This is a genomic window from Micromonospora sp. SYSU B005 (assembly GCF_055362685.1).
The window spans coordinates 171,266-192,231 of the sequence record NZ_JAXCFU010000010.1; the positions used below are offsets into that span (position 1 = coordinate 171,266).

Genomic DNA, 20,966 nt, shown 5'->3' on the forward strand with positions numbered 1-20,966 from the left:
GTAATCCCTCCATCGCTTTCTGTAGTTTCTGTCCGCTTGACTGGCAGGTCAGCTACCCGAACCTAGCGCGAATATGCAGGCGCATAACCGGTCGGCATATGCGTGTCATCTGTCACATGAAGGTTTGGAGCGGGAGCCGCGGGGTACGTGCGCGGCCTTCATTGACGGCCTGCTGTGCTGTTTCATCAACTCACTGTGAATCAGGTGTCCGCTACTTCTGGTTTCGAGTGATGCGGCCATCTATAGGCCTAATGCCGACTTTCCGGCGTTCGCAGTAGAACTGGCCGCTCAGAGCTCGACCGAATGGGCGTCCTTCACTGCTTTTGATGCTTTCGCGACAACAAGCCCGATGGTGCTCCTTAGTCGGTTCCGCTATGCATGCGGATGTTGAAGCATGGAAGAAATCGGACAGGCGCCAAAGTGGAGCCCTGACCAGCACGTTGCTGGTCAGGGCTTGCAGTGGAAGCAGGATGGAGGGAGGTGCGGCGGTCAGGCGCCCTTCACCCAGTCGAGGCTGAACCGGGCGAAGTAGATGCCGCCGGTGTTTCCCACCTCGTACAGGTTGCCGACCGTACCGTCGGCCAGGACCGCCATCGTCGAGTAACCGGCGCCGCCGGGCTTGACCAGCGCCCGCGCCGGCCAGGTCGCGCCGTCGTCGGTGGACAGCCGTACGGTGAGGTCGTTGCGTGCGGTCGGGTGCGCGTTGTTGCTGAACAGCGCCGTGCGGGTGCGTACCGGGGCGCGGTTCGCACCGACCTCGGCCGGGCGCAGGTAGGACATCTCGTCGGCGTTGCAGAGCGGGTCGGGCAGCAGGGCGCTCGCCGTCGCCGTACCGAACGTCGCCGCGCCGTCGGTGGAGGTGGCGTAGAAGCGGCTGCGGGTGGAGTTGTGCCGCATGTTCTGCACCACCGCGCCGGTGCCGCGCTCGATCGCCTTGCTCTCGTTGATGTTCCCGCCGGCGGATCCGCCGCGGCGCCAGGTCGCGCCGTTGTCGTCGCTGTAGATGTTCGCGGCGTGGCTGGTGCCCGCGGAGTCCCGGTAGGCGATCGGCTGGATCAGCCGGCCGGTGCTGGTCTGGATGCCGTGGCCGGAGGAGAAGAACACCTGCCGCCAGGTGGGATCCTTGACGGCCGGGTTCAGCTCGACCGGCGCGCTCCAGGTGGCGCCGTCGTCCCGGCTGGTGATGTAGCGCAGGTGCATGCTGTTCGGGTCGTCGCCGGTGTTCAGGCCGGAGCCGCCGGACCAGAAGCTGATGCCGGGCCGGGGGGAGTAGGTGAAGAAGCAGTAGACGACGCCGGTGGCGCGGTCGACGAGCAGGCTGGGGTCGCCGACGCCCTCGCTGGTGGTGGGCGGGGCGTGGATGACGCGGGGCTGCTCGAAGGTGCGTCCGCCGTCGGTGCTGCGGATCATCACGATCTGGATGTTGTTGGTGCCGCCGCCGAGGTCGTACGAGCCGTTGACCCGGGCGTCGGCCACGGCGATGACGGTGCCGTTGTTGCTCACGGCCAGGCCGGGGATGCGGACGGAGGCGACGGTGCCGTCGTAGCGGCCGTTCGCGCCGTTGAGGTCGCGGATCACGGTCTGCGTGGTCAGCAGCGTGGTGGTGGCGAGCTGCGGGTTGCCGGCGGCGAGGTCGCAGGAGGTGGTGCCGCGCAGCGTGGTGTCGAAGCCCGGCGCGGTGACCCGCAGCGTGTACGGGGTGCCGGCGCCGACGGTCCAGTAGTGCAGGTGGTTGCCGCCGGCGGCGACGGTGCGGGTCCACGGTGAGCCGGTGCGTCCGGGCCAGGTGACGGTGAAGTCCCGGGCCGTCGTGGTGCGGTTCTCCAGCGCGAGTTGGAGGCGGCCGTTCGTGCAGTCGAAGCCGGCCAGCGCGGACATGCCGGTGCCGCAGTGGAAGATGCCGCTGGTGGTCTCGTCCAGGCCGGTCGGGGTCGTCGTGCGCAGCGTGTACGGCGTGCCGGGGGTCAGCGTCCAGTACAGCTCGGCGCTGCCGCCGGCGGCGACCGTGCGGGTCCACGGTGAGCCGCTGCGTCCGGGCCAGGTGACGGTGTAGGTCTGCGTGGTGGTGGCGCGGTTGTCGAGGTCGAGCAGCAGCCGGCCGGCGGTGCAGTCGGCGCCGACGGTGGCTGACACACCGGCGGGGGCGGCGGCCTGGGCAGCGGTGGCGGGAAGTATGGAGAGCACGGTGAGGGCGGCCGCCGCGAGGACGGTTGCGCGGCGCGGTATGGCGCGGCGAGGGGACACGTGGTTCCTTCCGGGACGGGGGAGGGGAATCGGAGCTATCCGACGTCAGATGTCCGATGTCTGCACGCTAGGCGGGTTCCCCTCGCCCGTCAAGGATCGGTTCCGGTCGACGTCTCCCGTCCGGCCCGGGTGGTCGCCAGCGGTCCTGCCCGGGCCTCTCGCCGCGGTCTCGGCGTACGGCGGATCAGGTCTGCGCGGCGCGGGCGATGCTCGCCCGGATGGGCGCGTAGTGCTCGGCGACCGCCGAGCGCAGCGCCGCCGCGTCGGCGGCGGTGAGGGCGGCGACGATGGCCTGGTGCCGCTGGGCCGTGATGACCCGGTCCTCCGGCTCGGTCTGCAGCGTGGGCGCGACGATTGCCTGCACCTGCCAGAACGCCTCGGTGAGCTGGACCAGCAGGTCGTTGCCGAGGGGTTCCATCAGCTTCAGGTGGAACGCGCGGTCGACGTCGAGGAAGTCCTCGCCGCGGGCGGCGCGGCTGTGCATCTCGTCGGCGAGCGCGGACAGCTCCGAGCGGTGCTGCTCGTCCAGGGCGTCGATGACGGTGGTGGCCAGTCCCTGCTCCAGCGTCTGTCGGACGTCGACGACCTGGGCCAGGACGCGGTGGTCGTCCTCACCGCTGAGCAGGCCCCGGAACGTCAGGCTCTCCACCAGGGCGTTGAGGGACATGCGGCCGACGAACGTGCCGTGGCCGTGGCGTACCTCGACGATGTCGAGCGCGGAGAGGATCTTCACTGCTTCGCGGACGCTGGAGCGGCTGGCGCCGACCGCCTCGCACAGTTCCGTCTCGGTGGGCAGGAGGTTTCCCGGCTTGAGGCGGTTGCGCAGGATGTACTCCTTGATCCTGGTGGCGACCTCCTGCCGGCGAGGGCTCGGCCGCTCGGCGCCGCGTAGCGGACTGGCGTCAATGGTCGTCATCTGCCCCTTGCCCTTCGTTCCCGAATCTGACACCCTCACCCTACCGGCATCAGACGTCAGACGTCATACACCTTATGCTTCACATCCCCGAGCGCGAGCGGTCACGCGAGCGCATGAAGAGCCTATGGAGGCAGCTACGTGAGCACCACCGGTAAGCCGTCGAGGAGCCGGCGCGCACTGCGCGGCCGCGTCCGCTCCCTGACCGTCGCCTCCCTCGCGGGCGGCCTCGCGGTCGCGCTGGCGGCCTGCAGTGGCGGTCCCGCCTCGACCAACGCCGTGGGCGACGGAAAGGGGGGCACGTCCATCGAGGCCACGCTGGCCTTCACGCTCTCCAGCGGTTTCGATCCCAGCAACGCCTCCTCGGCCGTGGCGACAGCGGTCAACCAGCACGTCTTCGAGGGCCTCGTCGACCTCGACCCGATCACGCGGGAACCCTACAACGCCCTGGCCAAGAGCGACCCGACCCCCGGGGCCGACGGCCGGACCTACACCGTGACGCTGCGTGACGGGGCGAAGTTCTCCGACGGCGCCCCGGTCACCGCCGAGGACGCGGCCTGGTCCTTCACCCGCGTGCTCAAGCCCGCGGACCCGAAGGCGCCGCCGCTGATGCAGGGCTTCGTGTCGTTCCTGGACACCGTCACCGCCAAGGACGCGACGACCGTCGAGTTCACGCTGAAGTACCCGTTCGCGCTGTTCAGCGAGCGGATCTCGGTCATCAAGATCGTCCCCAAGGCGAAGACCGGTGACGCGGCCGCGGCCAAGGCGTTCGACACCGCCCCGATCGGCTCCGGCCCGTTCAAGGTGGACAGCGCGTCAAAGGAATCCGGCATCAAGCTGAGCAAGAACGCGAACTACAACGGCCCGCGCGCCGCCAAGGTCGAGACGATGACGTGGAACACCACCACCGAGGCGTCGGCCCGCGTGTCGGACCTGCAGGGCGGCCGGGTGCAGGCCATCGAGGCCGTGCCGTACCTGAACGTGGACTCGCTCAAGGACAAGTACACGATCGACGTGAAGCAGGCCTTCAACCAGGTCTTCCTCATGTTCAACAACGCCGCCGCGCCGTTCAGCGACAAGCGGGTGCGCCAGGCCCTGCACTACGCCATCGACAAGGACGCGGTCATCAAGACCGCGCTCAACGGCTACGGCAGCCCGGCGACCAGCTACCTCGACGAGGGCAACAAGGCCTACCAGAAGGCCGCCACCGTCTACGACTACAACCCGGACAAGGCCAAGGCCCTGCTCCAGGAGGCCGGCGTCACCAACCTGTCGTTCCGGCTCGACACCACCGACAGTTCGGTGGTCAAGGACGTCGCCCCGCTGGTCATCGAGCAGTGGAAGAAGATCGGCGTCAACGCCACGCTCAACACCGTGCCGTCCTCGGCCATCTACGGCGACATCGTCCCCAAGGACACCTTCCGGGTGCTCATGGCCACCGGTGACCCGAGCGTCTTCGGCGTCGACACCGACCTGCTGATGCGCTGGTACTACTTCGGCGAGACCTGGCCGGGCCAGCGCTACCGCTGGAGCGACGCCGACCGCAAGGCCATGGGCGACCTGCTGGACAAGGCCGCGCAGACCTCCGACGAGACGGCCCGCAAGGCGCTGTGGAAGCAGGCCCTGGACATGGCGGCGGACCAGGTGCCGCTGTACCCGATCCTGCACACCAAGGTCGTCACCGCGTACGACCCGGCCAAGGTGGACGGCTTCTCCGGCGCCTCCACCACCGGCCTGTACTTCCTGGGCACCGGCCGGACCGGCTGAGCCCACGCTCGGGGTTCCGGCCCCGCAGGCGTCCCGCCCGGCCCACATGACCCGTGCGGCCGGGCGGGGCGTCCCGGCGCCCCGCCACGAGAAAGAGAATCCATGCTGACCGTCCTGAACCTGGTCGCACGACGATTCCTGACGCTGATCCCCCTGGTGCTGGGCATCACGCTCTTCGTCTTCGTGATCATGCAGTTCTCCCCGATCGACCCGGCGTTGTCAGTCCTCGGTGACCAGGCCACGCCGGCGCAGGTCGAGGCGTTCCGCGCCGCCAACGGCCTGAACGACCCGCTGCCGCTGCGCTACCTGCACTTCCTCGGCGACCTCGTCCGCGGCGACCTCGGCATGACGTTCCCGCCGTCGGTCCCGGTCGCCGAGAAGATCGCCATGGCGCTGCCGCTGACCATCCAGCTCACCGCGCTCGGCGTCGTCGGCGCGCTGGTCATCGCGCTGGCGCTCGGCATCCCGGCTGCCCTGTACCGGGACCGCTGGCCCGACCAGGTCATCCGGATCGTCTCCATGGCCGGCATCGCCACGCCCTCGTTCTGGCTGGCCCTGCTGTTCATCCAGGAGTTCTCGGTCCGCCGCCCGATCTTCCCTACCGGCGGCTACGTCAACCCCGCCGACTCGGTCGGTCTGTGGTTGCAGTCGCTGGCCATGCCGGCGCTGGCGCTGGCCGTACCCGTCGGCTGCTCGCTGGCCCGCATCGTCCGGACGTCCATGGTCGAGGAACTCGACAAGGACTACGTCCGCACCGCGATCGGCGCCGGACTGCCGCCGCGCGTGGTGGTCGGCCGCAACGTGCTGCGCAACGCGCTGGTCAACCCGCTCACCGCGCTCGGCCTGCGGATCGGCTACCTCATCGGCGGCACCGTCGTCATCGAGGCGATCTTCTCGCTGCCCGGCATGGGCACCCAGATCATGAGCGCCGTCCAGCAGAACGACACCGCGCTGGCCCAGGGCACCGTCCTGACCATCGCGCTCGGCTTCGTCCTGGTGAACCTGGTCGTCGACATCCTCTACCTCTTCGCCAACCCCCGACTGCGCGGAGGCCACTGATGCGCCGGTCCCTCACCACGCGGCTGTCCCGCCCCGGCATGGCCTTCGCCCGGCTCGGTCTCGCGGCCCGGTTCGCGCTCGGTTTCGTCGCGCTCATCGTCGTGGTCGGCGTGCTCGCCCCGCTGCTGCTGCGTCACGACCCGACCCAGACCGGGCTCGGACCGGCGCTGACCGGCCCGAACGGCGACTTCTGGTTCGGCCTGGACAAGCTCGGCCGGGACGTCTTCTCCCGGCTGGTCGCCGGCACCCGGCGCTCCCTGATCGTCGGCTTCGGCGCGGCCGGTATCGCGTTGGTCCTCGGCGCGATCCTCGGCGCGATCGCCGGCAGCAGCCGCACCGCCGTCGACGAGGTCATCATGCGCTGCCTCGACGTGGTCATGGCGTTCCCGGCGATCGTGCTCTCCGCGCTGCTGATCATCTCGTTCGGCAAGAACAGCCTGCTGGTCCTCGTGATCGCGATCGGCTTCGTGTTCACCCCGTCGGTCGCGCGCATCGTCCGCGCCAACGTGCTGTCCCAGTACGGCGAGGACTACGTGGCCGCCGAGCGCATCATCGGCGCCCGGCGGCCGCACATCCTCTGGCGGCACGTCCTGCGCAACTGCGCCGCCCCGATCCTCGTCTTCGTCACCGTCATGGTGGCCGACGCGATCGTCTTCGAGGCGTCGCTGTCCTTCATCGGCGGCGGCCTCGCCCCGCAGGAGGCGGCGTCCTCGTGGGGTTCGGTGATCGCGTTCGGCAAGGAGATGGTGCAGATCGGCGGCTGGTGGGCCACGTTCTTCCCCGGTCTGCTGATCCTGCTCACCGTGCTGGCGCTCAACGTGCTCTCCGAGGGCATGTCCGACGCGTGGGCCGCCCCGGCGGCGCGCCGCGCCACGTCCACCACCAGCGGCGACGCGCTGGAGCAGGCGAAGCCCGGCACCGGCGAGGTGGTCGAGCTGCCGGGCCTCGCCGAGGCGGCGCGGCGGCTGCGCGAACGCGCCCGCCCGCTGCCGCAGGGCAAGCCGGTCCTTCAGGTCAGCGACCTGTCCATCGGCTTCGAGGGCCGCCACCGCGGCGTGGACATCGTCGACGGGCTCTCCTTCGACGTCCGCCCCGGCGAGGTCGTCGGCCTGGTGGGGGAGTCCGGCTCGGGCAAGTCGCTGAGCGTCCTGGCCGTGATGGGCCTGCTGCCGCAGGGCGCCCGGGTACGTGGCGAGATCCGCTTCCAGGACACGAACCTGCTGAAGCTGAACGCCAAGGGCCGTCGTGCCCTGATGGGGCGCGAGATCGCCATGGTCTACCAGGACGCGCTGTCGGCGCTGAACCCGGCGCTGCGCGTCGGCGCCCAGCTCGCCCAGATGATCCGCCGCGGCGGCACCCGCTCGGCCGAGGAACTCATGCGGCTGGTCGGGCTGGACCCGCAGCGCACGCTCGCCGCGTACCCGCACGAGCTGTCCGGCGGGCAGCGGCAGCGCGTGGTGATCGCCATGGCGCTGTCCCGCGACCCGAAGCTGATCATCGCGGACGAGCCGACCACCGCGCTCGACGTCACCGTGCAGGCACAGGTGATGAAGCTGCTGCTGGACCTGCGCGAGCGGCTCGGCTTCGCCCTCATCCTGGTCAGCCACGACCTCGCCCTGGTCAGCGACGTCTGCGACCGGGTCGTGGTGATGTACGGCGGGCAGATCGTGGAGACCGGCGTGACCGCCGACGTGATGGAGGCGCCCGCCCACCACTACGCCCGCGGGCTGCTCGGTTCCGTCCTGTCCCTGGAGACCGGCGCGGAACGGCTCACCCAGATCCGCGGCGTGGTCCCGTCACCCGCCGACTTCCCGAAGGGCTGCCGGTTCTCCGACCGCTGCCCGATGGCGACCGAGATCTGCCGGGACACCGCGCCCGCCCTGGAGGGCACGGACGGCCACGGGTACGCCTGCCACCACCCCGCCGTCACCGTCAGCGAGAAGGAGCCGGCCCGATGAGCGCCACCGCCGAGCACCGGCCGATCGCCGAACTGAGCGACGTGCACGTGGTGCACGCCTCGCGCGGCGGCGGCATGTTCAGCCGGGAGAAGGTCTACGCGCTCACCGGCGCCGACCTGGTCATCCGGGCCGGCGAGACGGTCGGCATCGTGGGCGAGTCCGGCTGCGGCAAGTCGACGCTGGCAAAGGTGCTCGTCGGCCTGCAACGGCCGACCGCCGGCACGGTGTCGTTCGCCGGCAAGGACGTGTGGTCGATGAGCGCCGCCGAGCGGCGCGAGCACATCGGCGCGGGCGTCGGCATGATCTTCCAGGACCCGGCCACGTCGCTGAACCGCCGGATGCCGGTACGCGACATCCTGCGCGACCCGCTCGACGTGCACCGCCGGGGCACCCGGCAGCAGCGCGAGCAGCGGGTGACCGAGCTGATGGCCCTGGTGGGCCTGCCCCGCTCGGTCGCCGACGTGCTGCCCAGCCAGCTCTCCGGCGGCCAGCGCCAGCGGGTGTCCATCGCCCGTGCGCTGGCCCTGGAACCGGGTCTCGTCATCGCCGACGAGCCGACGAGCGCGCTCGACGTGTCGGTACGGGCCCAGATCCTCAACCTGCTGCTGGACCTCAAGGACCGGCTCGGGCTGGCGATGGTGCTGGTGTCGCACGACATCCAGACCGTCAAACGGGTCAGCGACCGGGTCGTCACCATGTACCTGGGCCGCATCGTCGAGCAGACGCCAGCCGCCCTGCTGCCTGAGGGCGGCCGGCACCCGTACACCAGGGCCTTGTTCTCGGCCACGCCGGGCCTGCTCTCACCGATCGAGCCCATTCCGCTCGTCGGTCCGGTCCCGTCGGCCACCCGGCCGCCGAGCGGCTGCCCGTTCCGGACCCGCTGCTGGGCGGCCACCGACGGCTGCGCCGTGGACATGCCGGCGCCGCGCCCCGCCGAGGGTGAGGGCCACGAGTTCCGCTGCCACCACCCGGTGCCCGCCGGAACCGCGAACACCGAACTGGTCGCGCTCGCCACCTCGGCGACCGGCCGCACCACAACTGAGTCTGTCGAGGAGAACCTGTGACCACCCCAGCCCCGCGGTTCGCCGGAGTCGTGCCGCCGGCCGTGACCCCCCTGACCGATGAGGGCGAGGTCGACGTCCACTCGCTGGAACGGCTGGTCGAGTGGCTGCTCGACGCCGGCGTCGACGGCATCTTCGCGCTCGGCAGCTCCGGCGAGACGGTCTTCCTCACCGACCGGCAGCGGGACCTGGCCCTGGAGACCATCGTCAAGACCGCCGGCGGCGCCGTGCCGGTCATCGCCGGCTGTATCGAACCCACCACCCGCCGGGTCGTGGAGCGCGCCGAGGCGTCCACCCGGCTGGGCGCGGACGGCCTGGTCGTGACCGCGCCGTTCTACGCCATCGTCGGCCCGCACGAGATCGAGCGGCACTTCCGCGCGGTCGCCGCGGCGGTCGAGCTTCCCCTGCTGGCGTACGACATCCCGGTCTGCGTGCACAGCAAGCTCTCCGTCGACCTGCTGACCCGGCTCGCCGCCGACGGCGTGCTGGCGGGCGTCAAGGACTCCAGCGGCGACGACGTCGCCTTCCGCCAGCTGGCGCTCGCCGTCGCCGAACACGCGCCGGAGCGCGACTTCAGCCTGCTCACCGGCCACGAGGTGGTGGTCGACGCGATGATGCTCGCGGGCGGCTCCGGCTCGGTGCCGGGACTGGGCAACGTGGACCCGGCCGGGTACGTGCGGTTGCACCGCGCGTGCGTGGCCGGTGACTGGGCCGCGGCCCGCCGGGAGCAGGATCGCCTGACCCGGTTGTTCCGCATCGTCGACGCGGCCGACCCGGCCACCTCGGCGGGTGCCACCCGGGGCGTCGGCGCGTTCAAGACCGCACTGTCCCTGCTCGGCGTCATCGCGGGCAACGCCGTGTCGCTGCCGCTGCGGCCGCTGGACGCCGCCGAGACGGGCCGCGTGCGTACCCAGCTGGAACTGGCCGGGCTGCTCTGACCATGCCCGAGGTGAGCACGACCGGTCTGGTCGCCGCGCTCGACATCGGCGGCACCAAGACCACCGCCGCCCTGGTCACCGCCGGGGGAGAGATCGTCGGCCGGCGCACCGCGCCGACACCTGGCCGCTCCGGCGCCGCCGCGGTGCTCGACACCGCCGCCGGCCTGGTCGAGAAGCTGCGGGCGGACGCGCCGGGTGTCGTACGGGCGCTCGGCGTGGGCAGCGCCGGAGTGATCGACAGCGGCTCCGGCCTGGTGCTGTCCGCCACCGACGTGCTGACCGGGTGGACCGGCACGGACCTACGCGGCGACCTGAGCCGGCGCCTGGGCGTGCCGGTCACCGTGATCAACGACGTGCACGTCCACGCGCTGGGCGAGGCGCGTCACGGCGTCGCGGCCGGGTACGACACAGTGCTCTACGTCGCCGTAGGCACCGGCGTCGGGGCGTCGTTCGTCCTCGGCGACTCGGTGCTCGCCGGTGCGCACAGCGCCGCCGGGCACGCCGGGCACCAGCCGTCCCCGTACGCCGGAACGCTTGCCTGCACGTGCGGCGGGCGCGGGCACCTGGAGGCGATCGCCGCCGGGCCCGCGCTGGCCGCCGAGTACGTCCGGCGTACCGGCCGGCCGGTGGCCGACCTGCGGGCCGTCGCCGCGCTCGCCGCGGACGGCGACGAGACGGCCCGGGAGGTCGTCCGGCTCGGCGGCGCGGCTGTCGGCTCCGCCGTCGGCGGCCTGGTAAACGTGCTCGACCCCGCCGCAGTGGTGATCGGCGGCGGCGTCACCGGCCTCGGTGAGCCGTGGTGGCGGGCGCTGCGCGACGCGGTGCCCGCCGAGACGCTGCCCGCCCTGGCCGGCGTTCCGGTCCTCGCCTCCGCCCTCGGCCCCGACGCGCCGCTGCTCGGTGCCGCCTCGCTCGCCTGGAAGGTCTCATGAACACGCTCGTCGACCAGCTCCGTGACCGCCTGGTCGTCTCCTGCCAGGCGTACCCGGGTGAGCCCATGCGCGACCCGGACACCATGCGCCGGGTCGCGCTCGCCACCGCACGCGGCGGCGCCGCCGGCATCCGCGCGCAGGGACTGGCGGACATCGCGGCCATCCGCGCGGCGGTGGACCTGCCGCTGATCGGGCTCTGGAAGGACGGTGACGACGACGTCTTCATCACTCCGACGCTGGAGCACGCGCTCGCCGTCGCCGACGCCGGGGCGCACGTCGTCGCGCTCGACGGCACGTCCCGGCCCCGGCCCGACGGCCGGACGCTCGCCGAGACGATCGCCGCCGTGCACGAGCGCACCGGCGCGCTGGTGATGGCCGACTGCTCCACGTTCGACGAGGGCGTGGCCGCCGCCGCTGGCGGCGCCGACCTGGTCGGCACCACGCTTGCCGGTTACACCGCGTACACCACGAAGGGCGACGGGCCGGACCTGGACCTGGTCGCCCGGCTCGCCGCCGCGGTCGACGTCCCGGTGGTCGCCGAGGGCCGCATCCACACCCCGGAGCAGGCCGCGCAGGCGCTGCGGGCGGGCGCGTGGACGGTGGTGGTCGGCACCGCCATCACCCACCCGAGCACGATCACCGGCTGGTTCGCCTCCGCCGTCCGGGAGGCCGCGTCGTGCCGCTGACCGATCTCGACCTGGCCGGCTGCCTGGCGTACCGGCCGGAGCTGGACGTGCCGGCGGACCTGGACGCGTTCTGGGCGCGCACGCTCGACGGCGGCGGCGACCCGGAGGCAGCGGTCTACGAGCCGGTCGGCACCGGTTTGACCCAGATCCGGACGTACGCGGCCACGATCCCCGGTTTCGGCGGCGAGCCGGTGCACGGATGGCTGCACCTGCCGGCCGGGGCCGACGGGCCGCTGCCCTGCGTGGTCGAGTACCTCGGCTACGGCCGGGGCCGCGGCCTGCCGCACGAGAAGCTGTTCTGGGCCGCGGCGGGCTTCGCGCACCTGATCATGGACAGCCGGGGTCAGGGCTGGAGCGCCGCCACCGGTGGCACGCCCGACCCGCACCCCTACCCGGCCGGCACCGTGCCCGGCTTCCTCACCCGGGGCGTCGACGATCCGGCCGACCACTACTACCGGCGGCTGATCACCGACGCGGTGCGTTTCGCCGAGGCCGCCCGGCGGCACCCGGCCGTCGACCCGGCGCGGGTGGCGGTGACCGGCTTCAGCCAGGGCGGCGGCCTGGCCCTGGCCGCCGCCGCACTGTGCCCGGACGTCGTGGCCGTCATGCCGGACGTGCCGTTCCTGTGCGACATCCGCCGGGGCGTGCGTGTCGCCGGCCCGGACAGCCCGTACGCCGAGGTCGTCGAGTACCTCGCGCTGCACCGCGACTGCGCCGACCAGGTGTTCCGCACGTTGTCCTACCTGGACGCCGCCGTGCTCGCGCCGCGCGCCACAGCGCCCGCGCTGTTCTCGATCGCGCTGCGGGACCAGGTCTGCCCGCCGTCGACCTGCTTCGCCGCCTACCACCGCTACGGCGGCGACAAGGACGTGCGGGTGTACGAGTTCAACGACCACGAGGGCGGCGAGGCCGAGCATCAGCGCGAGCAGCTCACCTGGCTGCGCGGGATCCTGGGCGCCTAACGGGCGCGTTCCACCACGTAGTCGGTCAGCTCCAGCAGGAAACGGCCGTCCTCGGTGTCGGCGGCGGCGCCCAGCGCCCGCTCACCCTCACGCCGGGCGGCCAGCGCGAGATCCCGGGCGCTGCGCCGCGCCGACTCCACGCAGTCGTACGCGAGCAGCCGCCCGTGCAGCCAGCGCACCTCGGCGTCGGTGCGCTCCGCGCGGGTACGGCTCAGCAGGCGCACGAGCCGCTCGCGTTCCTCCGGGGTGCACCGCCGCATGAAGTCGATCAGGATCAGCGTGCGTTTGCCCTCCCACAGGTCACCGGCGATCTCCTTGCCGTACCTGGCGTAGTCGCCGGTGAGGTTGAGCGCGTCGTCCTGGATCTGGAACGCCGCGCCCAGGTACCAGCCGTAGCGGTCGAGCACGTCGACGGCGTTCTCCCGGCCGGTCGCCACGAGGATCCCGGTGCGGCACGGGTAGATGCACGTGTACCAGGACGTCTTCTTCAGGCACATCCGGTAGTAGTCGTCCGCGTCCAGGTCGCACACGTTGTCGCGGATCCAGCCGATCTCGATGGCCTGGCCCTCCAGCGAGTGGCGCATCATCAGCTCGGTCTCGGTGAACAGCCGCCAGGCGATCCCGGAGCCGAGCGCCGCCCGGTTCGCGGCCAGCCGCCGCAGCGCCAGCAGGTTGGTCATGTTGCCGACGTTCAGCGCCACGCCCACGCCGTACTCGGCGTGCAGGGTCCGCCCTCCGCGCCGCTGCTCGCTCTCGTCCTGGATGTCGTCGTGGATGAGGAAGGCGTTGTGGAACAGCTCCACCGTCACGGCGGCGTTGAGGCCCACCGCGTCGCCGCCGCCGAACGCCCGGCACGTCGCAAGGCACAACGCGGCGCGCAGTCCCTTGCCCCAGCGCCGGGGGTACTCCGCGACCAGGTCGTAGAGGTAGCGCGGGCCGCCGTCGGGCACGTCGTCGAGCAGCGCGCCGAGGGCGAGCCCGCGATAGCGCTCCAGCATCCGTTCCACGTGCCCGCCGGCCACCCCGGTGGTCGGCGCCATCGCGCGGCTACCGGTCCGTCGGCCGCTTCGGGGCCGGCGACGCCAGCCGGTCCGCGAGCCCGTTTGCGACCTCCGGGGCCAGCCGCGCCAGATTGAGTACGGTGTCCAGCGCGTCGTGCGCGTCCGACGTGTACCGCCGGATCACCTCGCCGCGCTGGTCGTCGGCCATCTTCAGCTGCCCGACCACGGTGTCGATCAGGGCGTGCCCGTCGGTGCGGACCCGGGCGACGAGTTCGTCGAACGCCTCCGGGTCCACGCGCCGGCTCTCGGTCAGTTTCTCCTCGAGCCGCCGGGCGCCGGCCAGCCCCGCCGCGAGTTCCTCCTCCAGCACCGTGGCCGCGTGGGTCACGGTCTCCGAGGTCTCCTCGGCCACCTTCTCGAAGCGCTCGTTCGCGCGCTCACGCTCCACGTTCTCCATGCGGCGGAGTCTCCACCCGGCTCCGGGCGGCAGGCTAGGCATGTGTCGCGATGGTGACTTACGGTAGCGATCGGGTGCCGGGCTCGCCCCCGTCACGAGCCCGGCACCCAGCTCATCCGGCCAGCTCGGCGGTCACCACGTCGTGGTCGGAGTGGACTGAGTCGACGGCCTGCACGCCCGGCGGCTGGATTCCTCTCAGCAACATGTAGTCGAACTTCTTGCGATGCGGGCTCGCGTCGGCGGTCGGGGTGCACAGCGGGTTCTCCTGCGCTCCGCAGTGCGGATCGGCGTCGCGGAACGTGCTCCAGACCGGCCGCAACTCCCGCCGGTGCGGCTCGGTGTTGAAGTCACCGAGTACCACGGCTCGTCGGTAGGGGCGGGTCGCGCGCAGCAGTTCGTTCACCTGGACGGCGCGGACATCAGCCTGTCCCGCCTGGGCGAGATGGGTGTTGAAGATCCGGGTGGCCTTGCCGTTCACGGTGGTGGTGACCGCCATCCAGCCGCGCGGCTCGGTGCCTCCCTGCGAGTACCTGCGATTGACGGGACTGCGGAGCGGAGTCAGCGAGAGGATCGCCTGGCCGTAGGCGTTGCCGCCCCAGAAACCGCAGTTCCATCGGTCGTTCATCACCGTTCCGTACCTAACGTAGTAGTGCAGCCCCTGCTCCCGCAGGAGTGCCACGGTCTTCTCCACCGCACCCCGGCAGGCCTCCTGAACCCCCAGCACCGCCGGCCTGTGCCGGGCGATCTCCCGGGCGTAGTCCGCGGGCTCCGCGTCGCCCGGTGCGAACAGGTTCCAGGTCATGAACCGCGTGCCGGCCGCGGCCGACGGCTCGGCGGATGCTCCTGCCGGAGACGCGGTGATCAGCAGCACGCTCGCCGACACTCCCGACAGTACGAGTCGCCACGCTCGTCTCATTCCGTACCTCAGCTTCCTTCGGCTCGCTCGTCCACAGCGGACGTTCTGCGCTCACAGTGACGGAGGCGGTACGCTCGAAACCTTGCCGGAACCTTGTATCCGCGGGTCTCGGCACACCGACGGGCGGAAATGGGGAGGTCTGCCGGGTGTCGAGGGCGTGGTTCGGTCTGCTCGGTGACCTCGAGTTCCGGATCGACGGTCGTCTGGTCCAGACCGGTCACGCCAGGCAGCGGTGCGTCCTCGCGGTGCTGCTGGCCGAGGCGAACCTCGTCGTCCGCACCGACCAGTTGCTGGAACGGGTCTGGGGCGACCGGCCCCCGCAGCGCGCCCGCAGCGCGCTGTACGCGTACCTGTCCCGGCTGCGCGGGCTCCTGGCCGGTGCTACGGACGCCCGCCTGGAGCGGCGTTCCGGCGGCTACGTGCTCGTGGCGGATCCGGCAGCGGTCGACATGCACCGGTTCCGCGAGCTGACCGGGCAGGCGCACGCGGCCGACGACGACGAGAAGGCCTCACGTCTGCTCGACGAGGCGTTGGGCCTGTGGCGTGGGGAGCCGTTCGCGCACCTGGACAGTCCCTGGCTCGACCTGGTGCGGCAGGCCCTGGAGCAGGACCGGGCGGCGGCCCAGCGGGACCGGACGGACAAGGCGCTGCGGCTGGGCCGGCACGCTGTGGTGCTGCCCGACCTGGTCCGGCGAAGCGCCGAGCATCCACTGGACGAGCAGTTGGCCGGGCAGCTCATGCTCGCCCAGTACCGCTGCGGGCAGCAGGCTGAGGCCCTCCACCGCTACCACCGGCTGCGGCGGGACCTGCGGGAGGCGCTGGGGCTGGACCCGCATCCGGACCTCCAGCAGCTCCACCGCCGCATTCTCAACGCCGACCCGTCACTGGCGCTCTCCTGGGCCACGGCCGTGCCGCGCCGCAGCGTTCCGCGGCAGCTTCCCGCACCCCCGACCCGGTTCGTGGGCCGCGCCGGGGACCTGACCCGGCTGGACACCGCCGTCCGCGGAGCCGACGCGGAGGGGCGGATGCCCGTCGCGGTGATCAGTGGCGCGGGTGGGATCGGCAAGACCTGGCTCGCGTTGCGGTGGGCCCACGACAACCGGCAGAGCTTCCCGGACGGGCAGCTCCACGTCGACCTCAACGGCTTCGACCCGGTTACCGAGCGGACACCGCCCGAGGTGGCGCTGCGTGGCTTCCTCGACGCGTTCGACGTGCCGGCCGACGCCATGCCGGCCGACCCGGACGCCCTGGCCGGGCGTTACCGCAGCCTCGTGGCGGGCCGGCGGATGCTGATCCTGCTCGACAACGCCCACACCACCGCGCAGGTCACGCCGCTGCTGCCGGGCACGGAGTCGGCAACCGTGCTGGTCACCAGTCGACGCCGGCTCCTCGGTCTGGTCACCAGCCACGGCGCCGTACCGATTCCGTTGGACCTTCTCGGTGACGGCGACGCCCGTGAGCTGCTGACCGGCCGGCTGGGTCACCCGGCGGACGCCGACCCGGCCGCCGTCACCGACATCCTGGCCCACTGCGCGGGCCTGCCGCTGGCGCTCGGCATCGCGGCGGCGCGCGCCGTCACGCACCCCGATCTCCCACTCGCGGCATTCGCCCGGCAACTGCGTGACCACGGCACCCGGCTCGACTACCTCAGCACCGACGACCTGAGCGCCGACCTGCGCGCCGTCTTCGCCGCCTCGTGCCGTGTCCTGACCTCCGGTGCGGCACGCCTGTTCGACCTGCTGGGCCTCACCGCCGGTCCGGACATCGGCCTCGCGGCGGTCGCCGGCACGGCCGGCCTGACGGCGGGCAGGTGCGTGACGTTGTTGCGCGAGCTGGTCGACGCCCACCTGCTGCTGGAACAGACCCCCGGCAGATACCAGCTGCACGACCTGGTCCGCCTCTACGCGGCCGAACGCGCCGGGTCGACGGGGGAGCGGCACGAGGCGTCACGCCGGCTGCTCGACCACTACGCGGACCTGGCCGAGGCCGCCGACCGGCGTCGCGACCCGGACGAGGCGGCGGGTTCGGGTGCGCCAGGCCACTTCGCCGTACGCGACGAGGCGGTCGCCTGGTTCCGGGTCGAGCACGACGTCCTGGTGGCGACCTGCCACCGGGCGGCGGAAACCGGGTTCGACAGGCACGCCTGCCGCCTCGCCTTCGCCCTGCGGTACCACCTGGAGGACGGCGGCCACTGGGACGAGCTGACCGCCGTGCAGCGCACCGCGCTCGCGGCGGCCCGCCGGCTGGCCGACCCGGCTGCGGAGGCACACGCCCGTCACACGCTCGCCCGGGCCGACGCCTACCTGCGCCGTACCGGCGAGGCCGAGGCCGGCTACCGCGCCGCCATCGCCCTCTTCCGGTCGGTGGACGACATGGCCGGCGAGGCGCAGGCCCGGCGGAGCCTCGGCGGCCTGTGTGCCCGGCTCGGCCGCCGGGACGAGGCGTTCGCGCACAACCGGCGCGCGTTCGACCTCTACCGGCGCGCCGGTGACGTGTCGGGCCAGGCCATGTCGTTGAACAACGCGGCCTGGTTGCACGCGATGGAGGGCGACTACGAGCAGGCCGTCGCCCACTGCGGGGAGGCGCTGGCGCTCCTCACGCCCACCGTGCACCGTCATCCCGTAGCGGCCGTGCACGACACACTCGGCTTCGTCCACCATCGCCGCGGCGACCATCGGGGGGCGGTAGCCGCCTACCGGCGGGCCGTGGACCTCAGCCACGACCTCGAGGACCGCTACGGCGAAGGCGGCTGTCTGCGACGGCTCGCCGAGACCTATCGGGACGCCGGCGACCACCAGGCCGCGCGCGAGGCGTGGCGGCGCGCACTGGTGATCTTCGAGCGGCTCGGGCACCCCGATGCCGACGAGGTCGTGGCCGAACTGACCGCGCTCGGCTGACGGCCGTCGCCCGGCTGGGTACGCGTACTCAGCGCAGTACCGTCTCGTCGCTCATGTGCCGGCGCGGCGGCGTCGACAGGATGCTTGTCATGGCCGAGACGCTGCACCGACACGCCGCTGCACGTACCGTCGACACGCCGCTGCCCGCCGAGGCCGCGCTGGCCCCCGCCGGCCGCGCGGTCGCCGCGCTGGCCCGGCTCGTCGCCCACCACCCCGCCGGCTGGCGCTGGCTGGCCCGGCGCCACCACCCGGTCCTGGACCGGCTCGCCGCCGCGAACGCGCGGTCGACCTGCGTGCGGGCCGCCCGGCGGGTGCCCGCCTACCAGGCGTTCCTGCGGGCCCGCCCGGGCGGCCCGCGCCGCCGGCTGCGGGACTTCCCGGAGACCGACAAGCGCGGGTACGTCATGGCGTACGACTCCTCCGCCCGGTGCCTCGGCGGGCGGATGCCGGAGCGGGGCGTGGTGGTCGACGAGTCGGCCGGATCGTCCGGGCGGCCGTTCAACTGGCCGCGCGGCGAGCGGGAGCTGCGGGCGGTCCATCGCGACATCGCCGGCTACACCGGACTGGCGTTCCCGATGCGCCGCCCGTTCGTCATCAACGCGTACTCGATGGGCGCCTGGGCGACCGGCACCACCACCGGCGCGGCGATGGCCCGGATCGCCACCGTGAAGAACACCGGCCCCGACCTCGGGAAGATCGTCGACACGCTGCGCGAGTTCGGTCCCGGCCACGACTACCTGGTGACCGCGTACCCACCGTTCCTCAAGCACCTGCGGGACCGGCTCGACGCCGAGGACTTCCAGTGGTCGCGGTACCGGATCTTCGCCAGCTGCGGCGGCGAGGGCATGACCGAGGCGCTGCGCGACTACCTGGAACAGCGGTTCGTGCGGGTGCGGTCGGCGTACGGGGCGTCGGACCTGACCATCGGCATCGGCGCGGAGACCCGGTTCACGGTGTGGCTGCGGCGACGGCTGCGCACCGACGCGGGACTGCGCGCGGAACTGCTCGGCCGCGGCGAGCAGCGGCTGCCGATGGTGTTCCAGTACAACCCGTTCGCCACCTACCTGGAGACCAACGAGCGGCGGGAACTGCTCTGCACCGTCACGAGCCCGCACGTGCTCCAGCCGCGGCTGCGCTACAACGTGGGCGACGAGGCGGTGCTGGTGCCGTACCGGCGGATCGTCGAGCTGGCGTACGCCGACCCGGTACGCCGCGCCGAGTTCCGTACCGCGGTGGCCGAGGAGCGGATGACGCTGCCGCTGCTGCTGCTGTTCGGCCGCAGCGACTCCACCGTGTCCTACCTGGGCGCGAACCTCTACCCGCAGGACGTCGAGTACGGCCTGTACACCGGCAACCCGTACGCCGCCGAGATCAACAGGTTCTGCCTGACGCTGCACGAGGACGCGGCGCTGGAGACCCGGCCGGTGATCCACGTCGAGCTGCGCCGCCCGCTGGACACCGCGGCCCGCGCGGCACTCGCCGACGCCTGCCGCGACGGGGTACGCGCGCACCTGACCGCGGTGTCGCGGGACTTCGCGCAGTCCCTGGTGGAGGACCCGACCGCCGGTGACCTGCGCGTCGAGCTGCACGAACCGGACGGCGGCCCGTTCGCCGACATGCAGAAGATCAAGAATGTCTACCTGGTGAGGTGAACGATGCGTACCCGTGACTTCTCCCGCGCCCCGGCCCAGGCCCGCGCCGGTGCCATGTTCATCGGCGGCACCCGGTACGCGAACCCGCTGGTGCTGCTGCGCCTGGCCCCCGACTGGATCCGGATGGTGCGGGACATGCGCCGGATGTCCGGCTACTGCTGGCACACCGTCTACTGGCAGTTCCCGCTGACGCTCGGCACGATCGCGTTCTTCACCGACCGGGACGCGCTGCTGCGCTTCGCCCGCACGCGGCACCACCGCAAGCTGATGATGTGGCTGACCGACGGGGACCGCAACGCCACCGCCGGGTTCATCCGGCTCTACACCGCCTCCCCGGACGGCTACTCAAACGGCGCGTGGCGGGCCGAGGACGGCGCGATGGGCCACATCGAGCGGTTCACGCCGCTGGGCGCGGAGACGACCGGACCGGCGGTGCGCCGGTGACCGGCCACCGGTTCGAGCGCGTGACCGGCCGGCGCGGCCTGCGCGACTTCCTCGCGCTCACCGACCGGCTGTACGCGGACGAGCCCCGGTACGTGCCGGCTCCCCGGCAGCAGATCCGCCGCTGGTGGCGCGACGGCGTGCCGATGTACGTGCTGCGTGACACCACCGGCGCCGTGGCCGGGCGGACCGCGCTGCACACCGACGCGGACCTCGACGCGAAGCTGGGCCGCCGGTGCCAGCTGTTCGGGCTCACCGAGTTCACCGCGTCCGCCGCCGGGCCGCTGTTCGACGCGATCGCCACGTACGCCACACCCGGCCGGGACCTGCTGTTCGGGCCGGTGGCGCTGCTGCCCAACCAGGCCGGTGGCGTGATCACCTCCGGGTACGCCGACCGGGGTTTCGTGGACAGCGCGTGGAACCCGCCGTACTACCCGGACGCGTACGAGGAGAACGGGTTCGCCGGGCGGTTCGTCTCCGACACCTGGATCTGCCCGGTGCCGCCGCCGGCCGGGCCGCCGCCCGCGCTCGGCATGCAGCCCGACGGCGTGCGGCTGGAGCTGCACCGGGGGAGCACCCGGCGGCTCGACGAGCAGCTCGACCTGCTGCGGGGGATGCTCAACGACTCCTTCGCCCAGCTCGGCTACTACACGCCGATCTCGGCGGCCCAGCTGCGGCGACAGACCGACGGCCTGGCGTACCTGCTGGACTCCTCGCTGCTGCTCTACCTGACCCGCGACGGGCGGCCGGTGGCGTTCGTGCTCTGCGTGCCGGACATCAGCGACTTCCTGGTCGCGGTGCGCGGCGACCTGAACCCGGTCAACCAGCTGCGGCTGCTGGCGACCCGGCGCCGGTACCGGCGGGAGGCGGTGCTGATCGTCAAGGGGGTGGTGCCGGAGTTCCAGGGGCGCGGCTACCAGCGGCTGCTGTCGGAGCACCTGCACCGCAACCTGCACGACGGCGGCTACACGGCGCTGCGCAGCACGTACGTCGGGCGGGACAACCCGGCGTCGGCGGCCCAGTACCGGCGTCTCGGCGGACGCCCGTTGCACGGCTACACGTTCTACGCCAGGGAGCGGTGA

General features: G+C 72.3%; 17 protein-coding genes. 12 read left to right on the top strand and 5 right to left on the bottom strand.

Going from position 1 to position 20,966, the window contains the following annotated elements; all coding sequences use genetic code 11:
• Positions 1–489 precede the first annotated feature (489 nt).
• Both SM452_RS22525 and SM452_RS22530 read right to left on the bottom strand, forming a co-directional pair.
• Positions 490–2,244 (bottom strand): exo-alpha-sialidase, encoded by a 1,755-nt coding sequence (locus tag SM452_RS22525; protein WP_463840633.1) that lies wholly within the window; start codon positions 2,242–2,244, stop codon positions 490–492.
• Between the two features lie 184 nt (positions 2,245–2,428).
• Complete coding sequence (locus tag SM452_RS22530) at positions 2,429–3,160, bottom strand: FadR/GntR family transcriptional regulator (RefSeq protein ID WP_262014532.1); 732 nt, start codon at positions 3,158–3,160, stop codon at positions 2,429–2,431.
• Between the two features lie 138 nt (positions 3,161–3,298).
• Between SM452_RS22530 and SM452_RS22535 the strand changes: the two genes are divergently transcribed.
• The 8 genes from SM452_RS22535 to SM452_RS22570 all read left to right on the top strand — a co-directional run bounded on the left by SM452_RS22535 (position 3,299) and on the right by SM452_RS22570 (position 12,520).
• Complete coding sequence (locus tag SM452_RS22535; RefSeq protein WP_463840634.1) at positions 3,299–4,924, top strand: ABC transporter substrate-binding protein; 1,626 nt, start codon at positions 3,299–3,301, stop codon at positions 4,922–4,924.
• Positions 4,925–5,026: 102 nt separating this feature from the next.
• Positions 5,027–5,983: an ABC transporter permease gene (locus SM452_RS22540; RefSeq protein ID WP_262014530.1), complete on the top strand. Its 957-nt coding sequence runs from the start codon at positions 5,027–5,029 to the stop codon at positions 5,981–5,983.
• Complete coding sequence (locus SM452_RS22545; protein ID WP_355514318.1) at positions 5,983–7,941, top strand: dipeptide/oligopeptide/nickel ABC transporter permease/ATP-binding protein; 1,959 nt, start codon at positions 5,983–5,985, stop codon at positions 7,939–7,941. The genes SM452_RS22540 and SM452_RS22545 overlap by 1 nt, the downstream gene beginning before the upstream one ends.
• Entirely contained in the window at positions 7,938–9,005 is a 1,068-nt protein-coding gene (locus SM452_RS22550) for an oligopeptide/dipeptide ABC transporter ATP-binding protein (protein WP_262014528.1), read from the top strand. Before SM452_RS22545 ends, SM452_RS22550 begins: the two co-directional genes overlap by 4 nt.
• Entirely contained in the window at positions 9,002–9,940 is a 939-nt protein-coding gene (locus SM452_RS22555) for a dihydrodipicolinate synthase family protein (RefSeq protein WP_262014527.1), read from the top strand. Before SM452_RS22550 ends, SM452_RS22555 begins: the two co-directional genes overlap by 4 nt.
• 2 nt (positions 9,941–9,942) lie before the next feature.
• A complete protein-coding gene (locus SM452_RS22560; protein WP_463840635.1) occupies positions 9,943–10,872 on the top strand; it encodes an ROK family protein in 930 nt (309 codons plus the stop codon).
• Positions 10,869–11,558 (top strand): N-acetylmannosamine-6-phosphate 2-epimerase, encoded by a 690-nt coding sequence (locus tag SM452_RS22565; RefSeq protein ID WP_355514326.1) that lies wholly within the window; start codon positions 10,869–10,871, stop codon positions 11,556–11,558. The genes SM452_RS22560 and SM452_RS22565 overlap by 4 nt, the downstream gene beginning before the upstream one ends.
• Positions 11,549–12,520 (top strand): acetylxylan esterase, encoded by a 972-nt coding sequence (locus SM452_RS22570; protein ID WP_463840636.1) that lies wholly within the window; start codon positions 11,549–11,551, stop codon positions 12,518–12,520. Before SM452_RS22565 ends, SM452_RS22570 begins: the two co-directional genes overlap by 10 nt.
• On the opposite strand, the gene SM452_RS22575 is transcribed toward SM452_RS22570, so the two are convergent.
• From SM452_RS22575 to SM452_RS22585, 3 genes are all read right to left on the bottom strand, one after another.
• Positions 12,517–13,560, bottom strand: coding sequence for a polyprenyl synthetase family protein (locus SM452_RS22575; RefSeq protein WP_262014523.1), 1,044 nt, complete (start codon positions 13,558–13,560; stop codon positions 12,517–12,519). The two genes, SM452_RS22570 and SM452_RS22575, sit on opposite strands and share 4 nt — an antisense overlap.
• A 7-nt stretch (positions 13,561–13,567) precedes the next feature.
• Positions 13,568–13,978 carry a hypothetical protein gene (locus tag SM452_RS22580; protein WP_030501960.1) on the bottom strand — a complete coding sequence of 137 codons (411 nt, stop codon included), beginning with the start codon at positions 13,976–13,978 and terminating at the stop codon, positions 13,568–13,570.
• Positions 13,979–14,090: 112 nt separating this feature from the next.
• Complete coding sequence (locus tag SM452_RS22585; protein ID WP_463840637.1) at positions 14,091–14,849, bottom strand: endonuclease/exonuclease/phosphatase family protein; 759 nt, start codon at positions 14,847–14,849, stop codon at positions 14,091–14,093.
• 191 nt (positions 14,850–15,040) lie between these two features.
• On the opposite strand from SM452_RS22585, the gene SM452_RS22590 reads away from it, so the two are divergent.
• The 4 genes from SM452_RS22590 to SM452_RS22605 all read left to right on the top strand — a co-directional run bounded on the left by SM452_RS22590 (position 15,041) and on the right by SM452_RS22605 (position 20,966).
• Positions 15,041–17,791, top strand: coding sequence for an AfsR/SARP family transcriptional regulator (locus SM452_RS22590; protein WP_463840638.1), 2,751 nt, complete (start codon positions 15,041–15,043; stop codon positions 17,789–17,791).
• Positions 17,792–17,880: 89 nt separating this feature from the next.
• Complete coding sequence (locus tag SM452_RS22595) at positions 17,881–19,443, top strand: phenylacetate--CoA ligase family protein (protein WP_463840639.1); 1,563 nt, start codon at positions 17,881–17,883, stop codon at positions 19,441–19,443.
• Between the two features lie 3 nt (positions 19,444–19,446).
• Positions 19,447–19,887: a hypothetical protein gene (locus SM452_RS22600; protein WP_013285846.1), complete on the top strand. Its 441-nt coding sequence runs from the start codon at positions 19,447–19,449 to the stop codon at positions 19,885–19,887.
• Positions 19,884–20,966 (top strand): hypothetical protein, encoded by a 1,083-nt coding sequence (locus SM452_RS22605; protein WP_463840640.1) that lies wholly within the window; start codon positions 19,884–19,886, stop codon positions 20,964–20,966. Before SM452_RS22600 ends, SM452_RS22605 begins: the two co-directional genes overlap by 4 nt.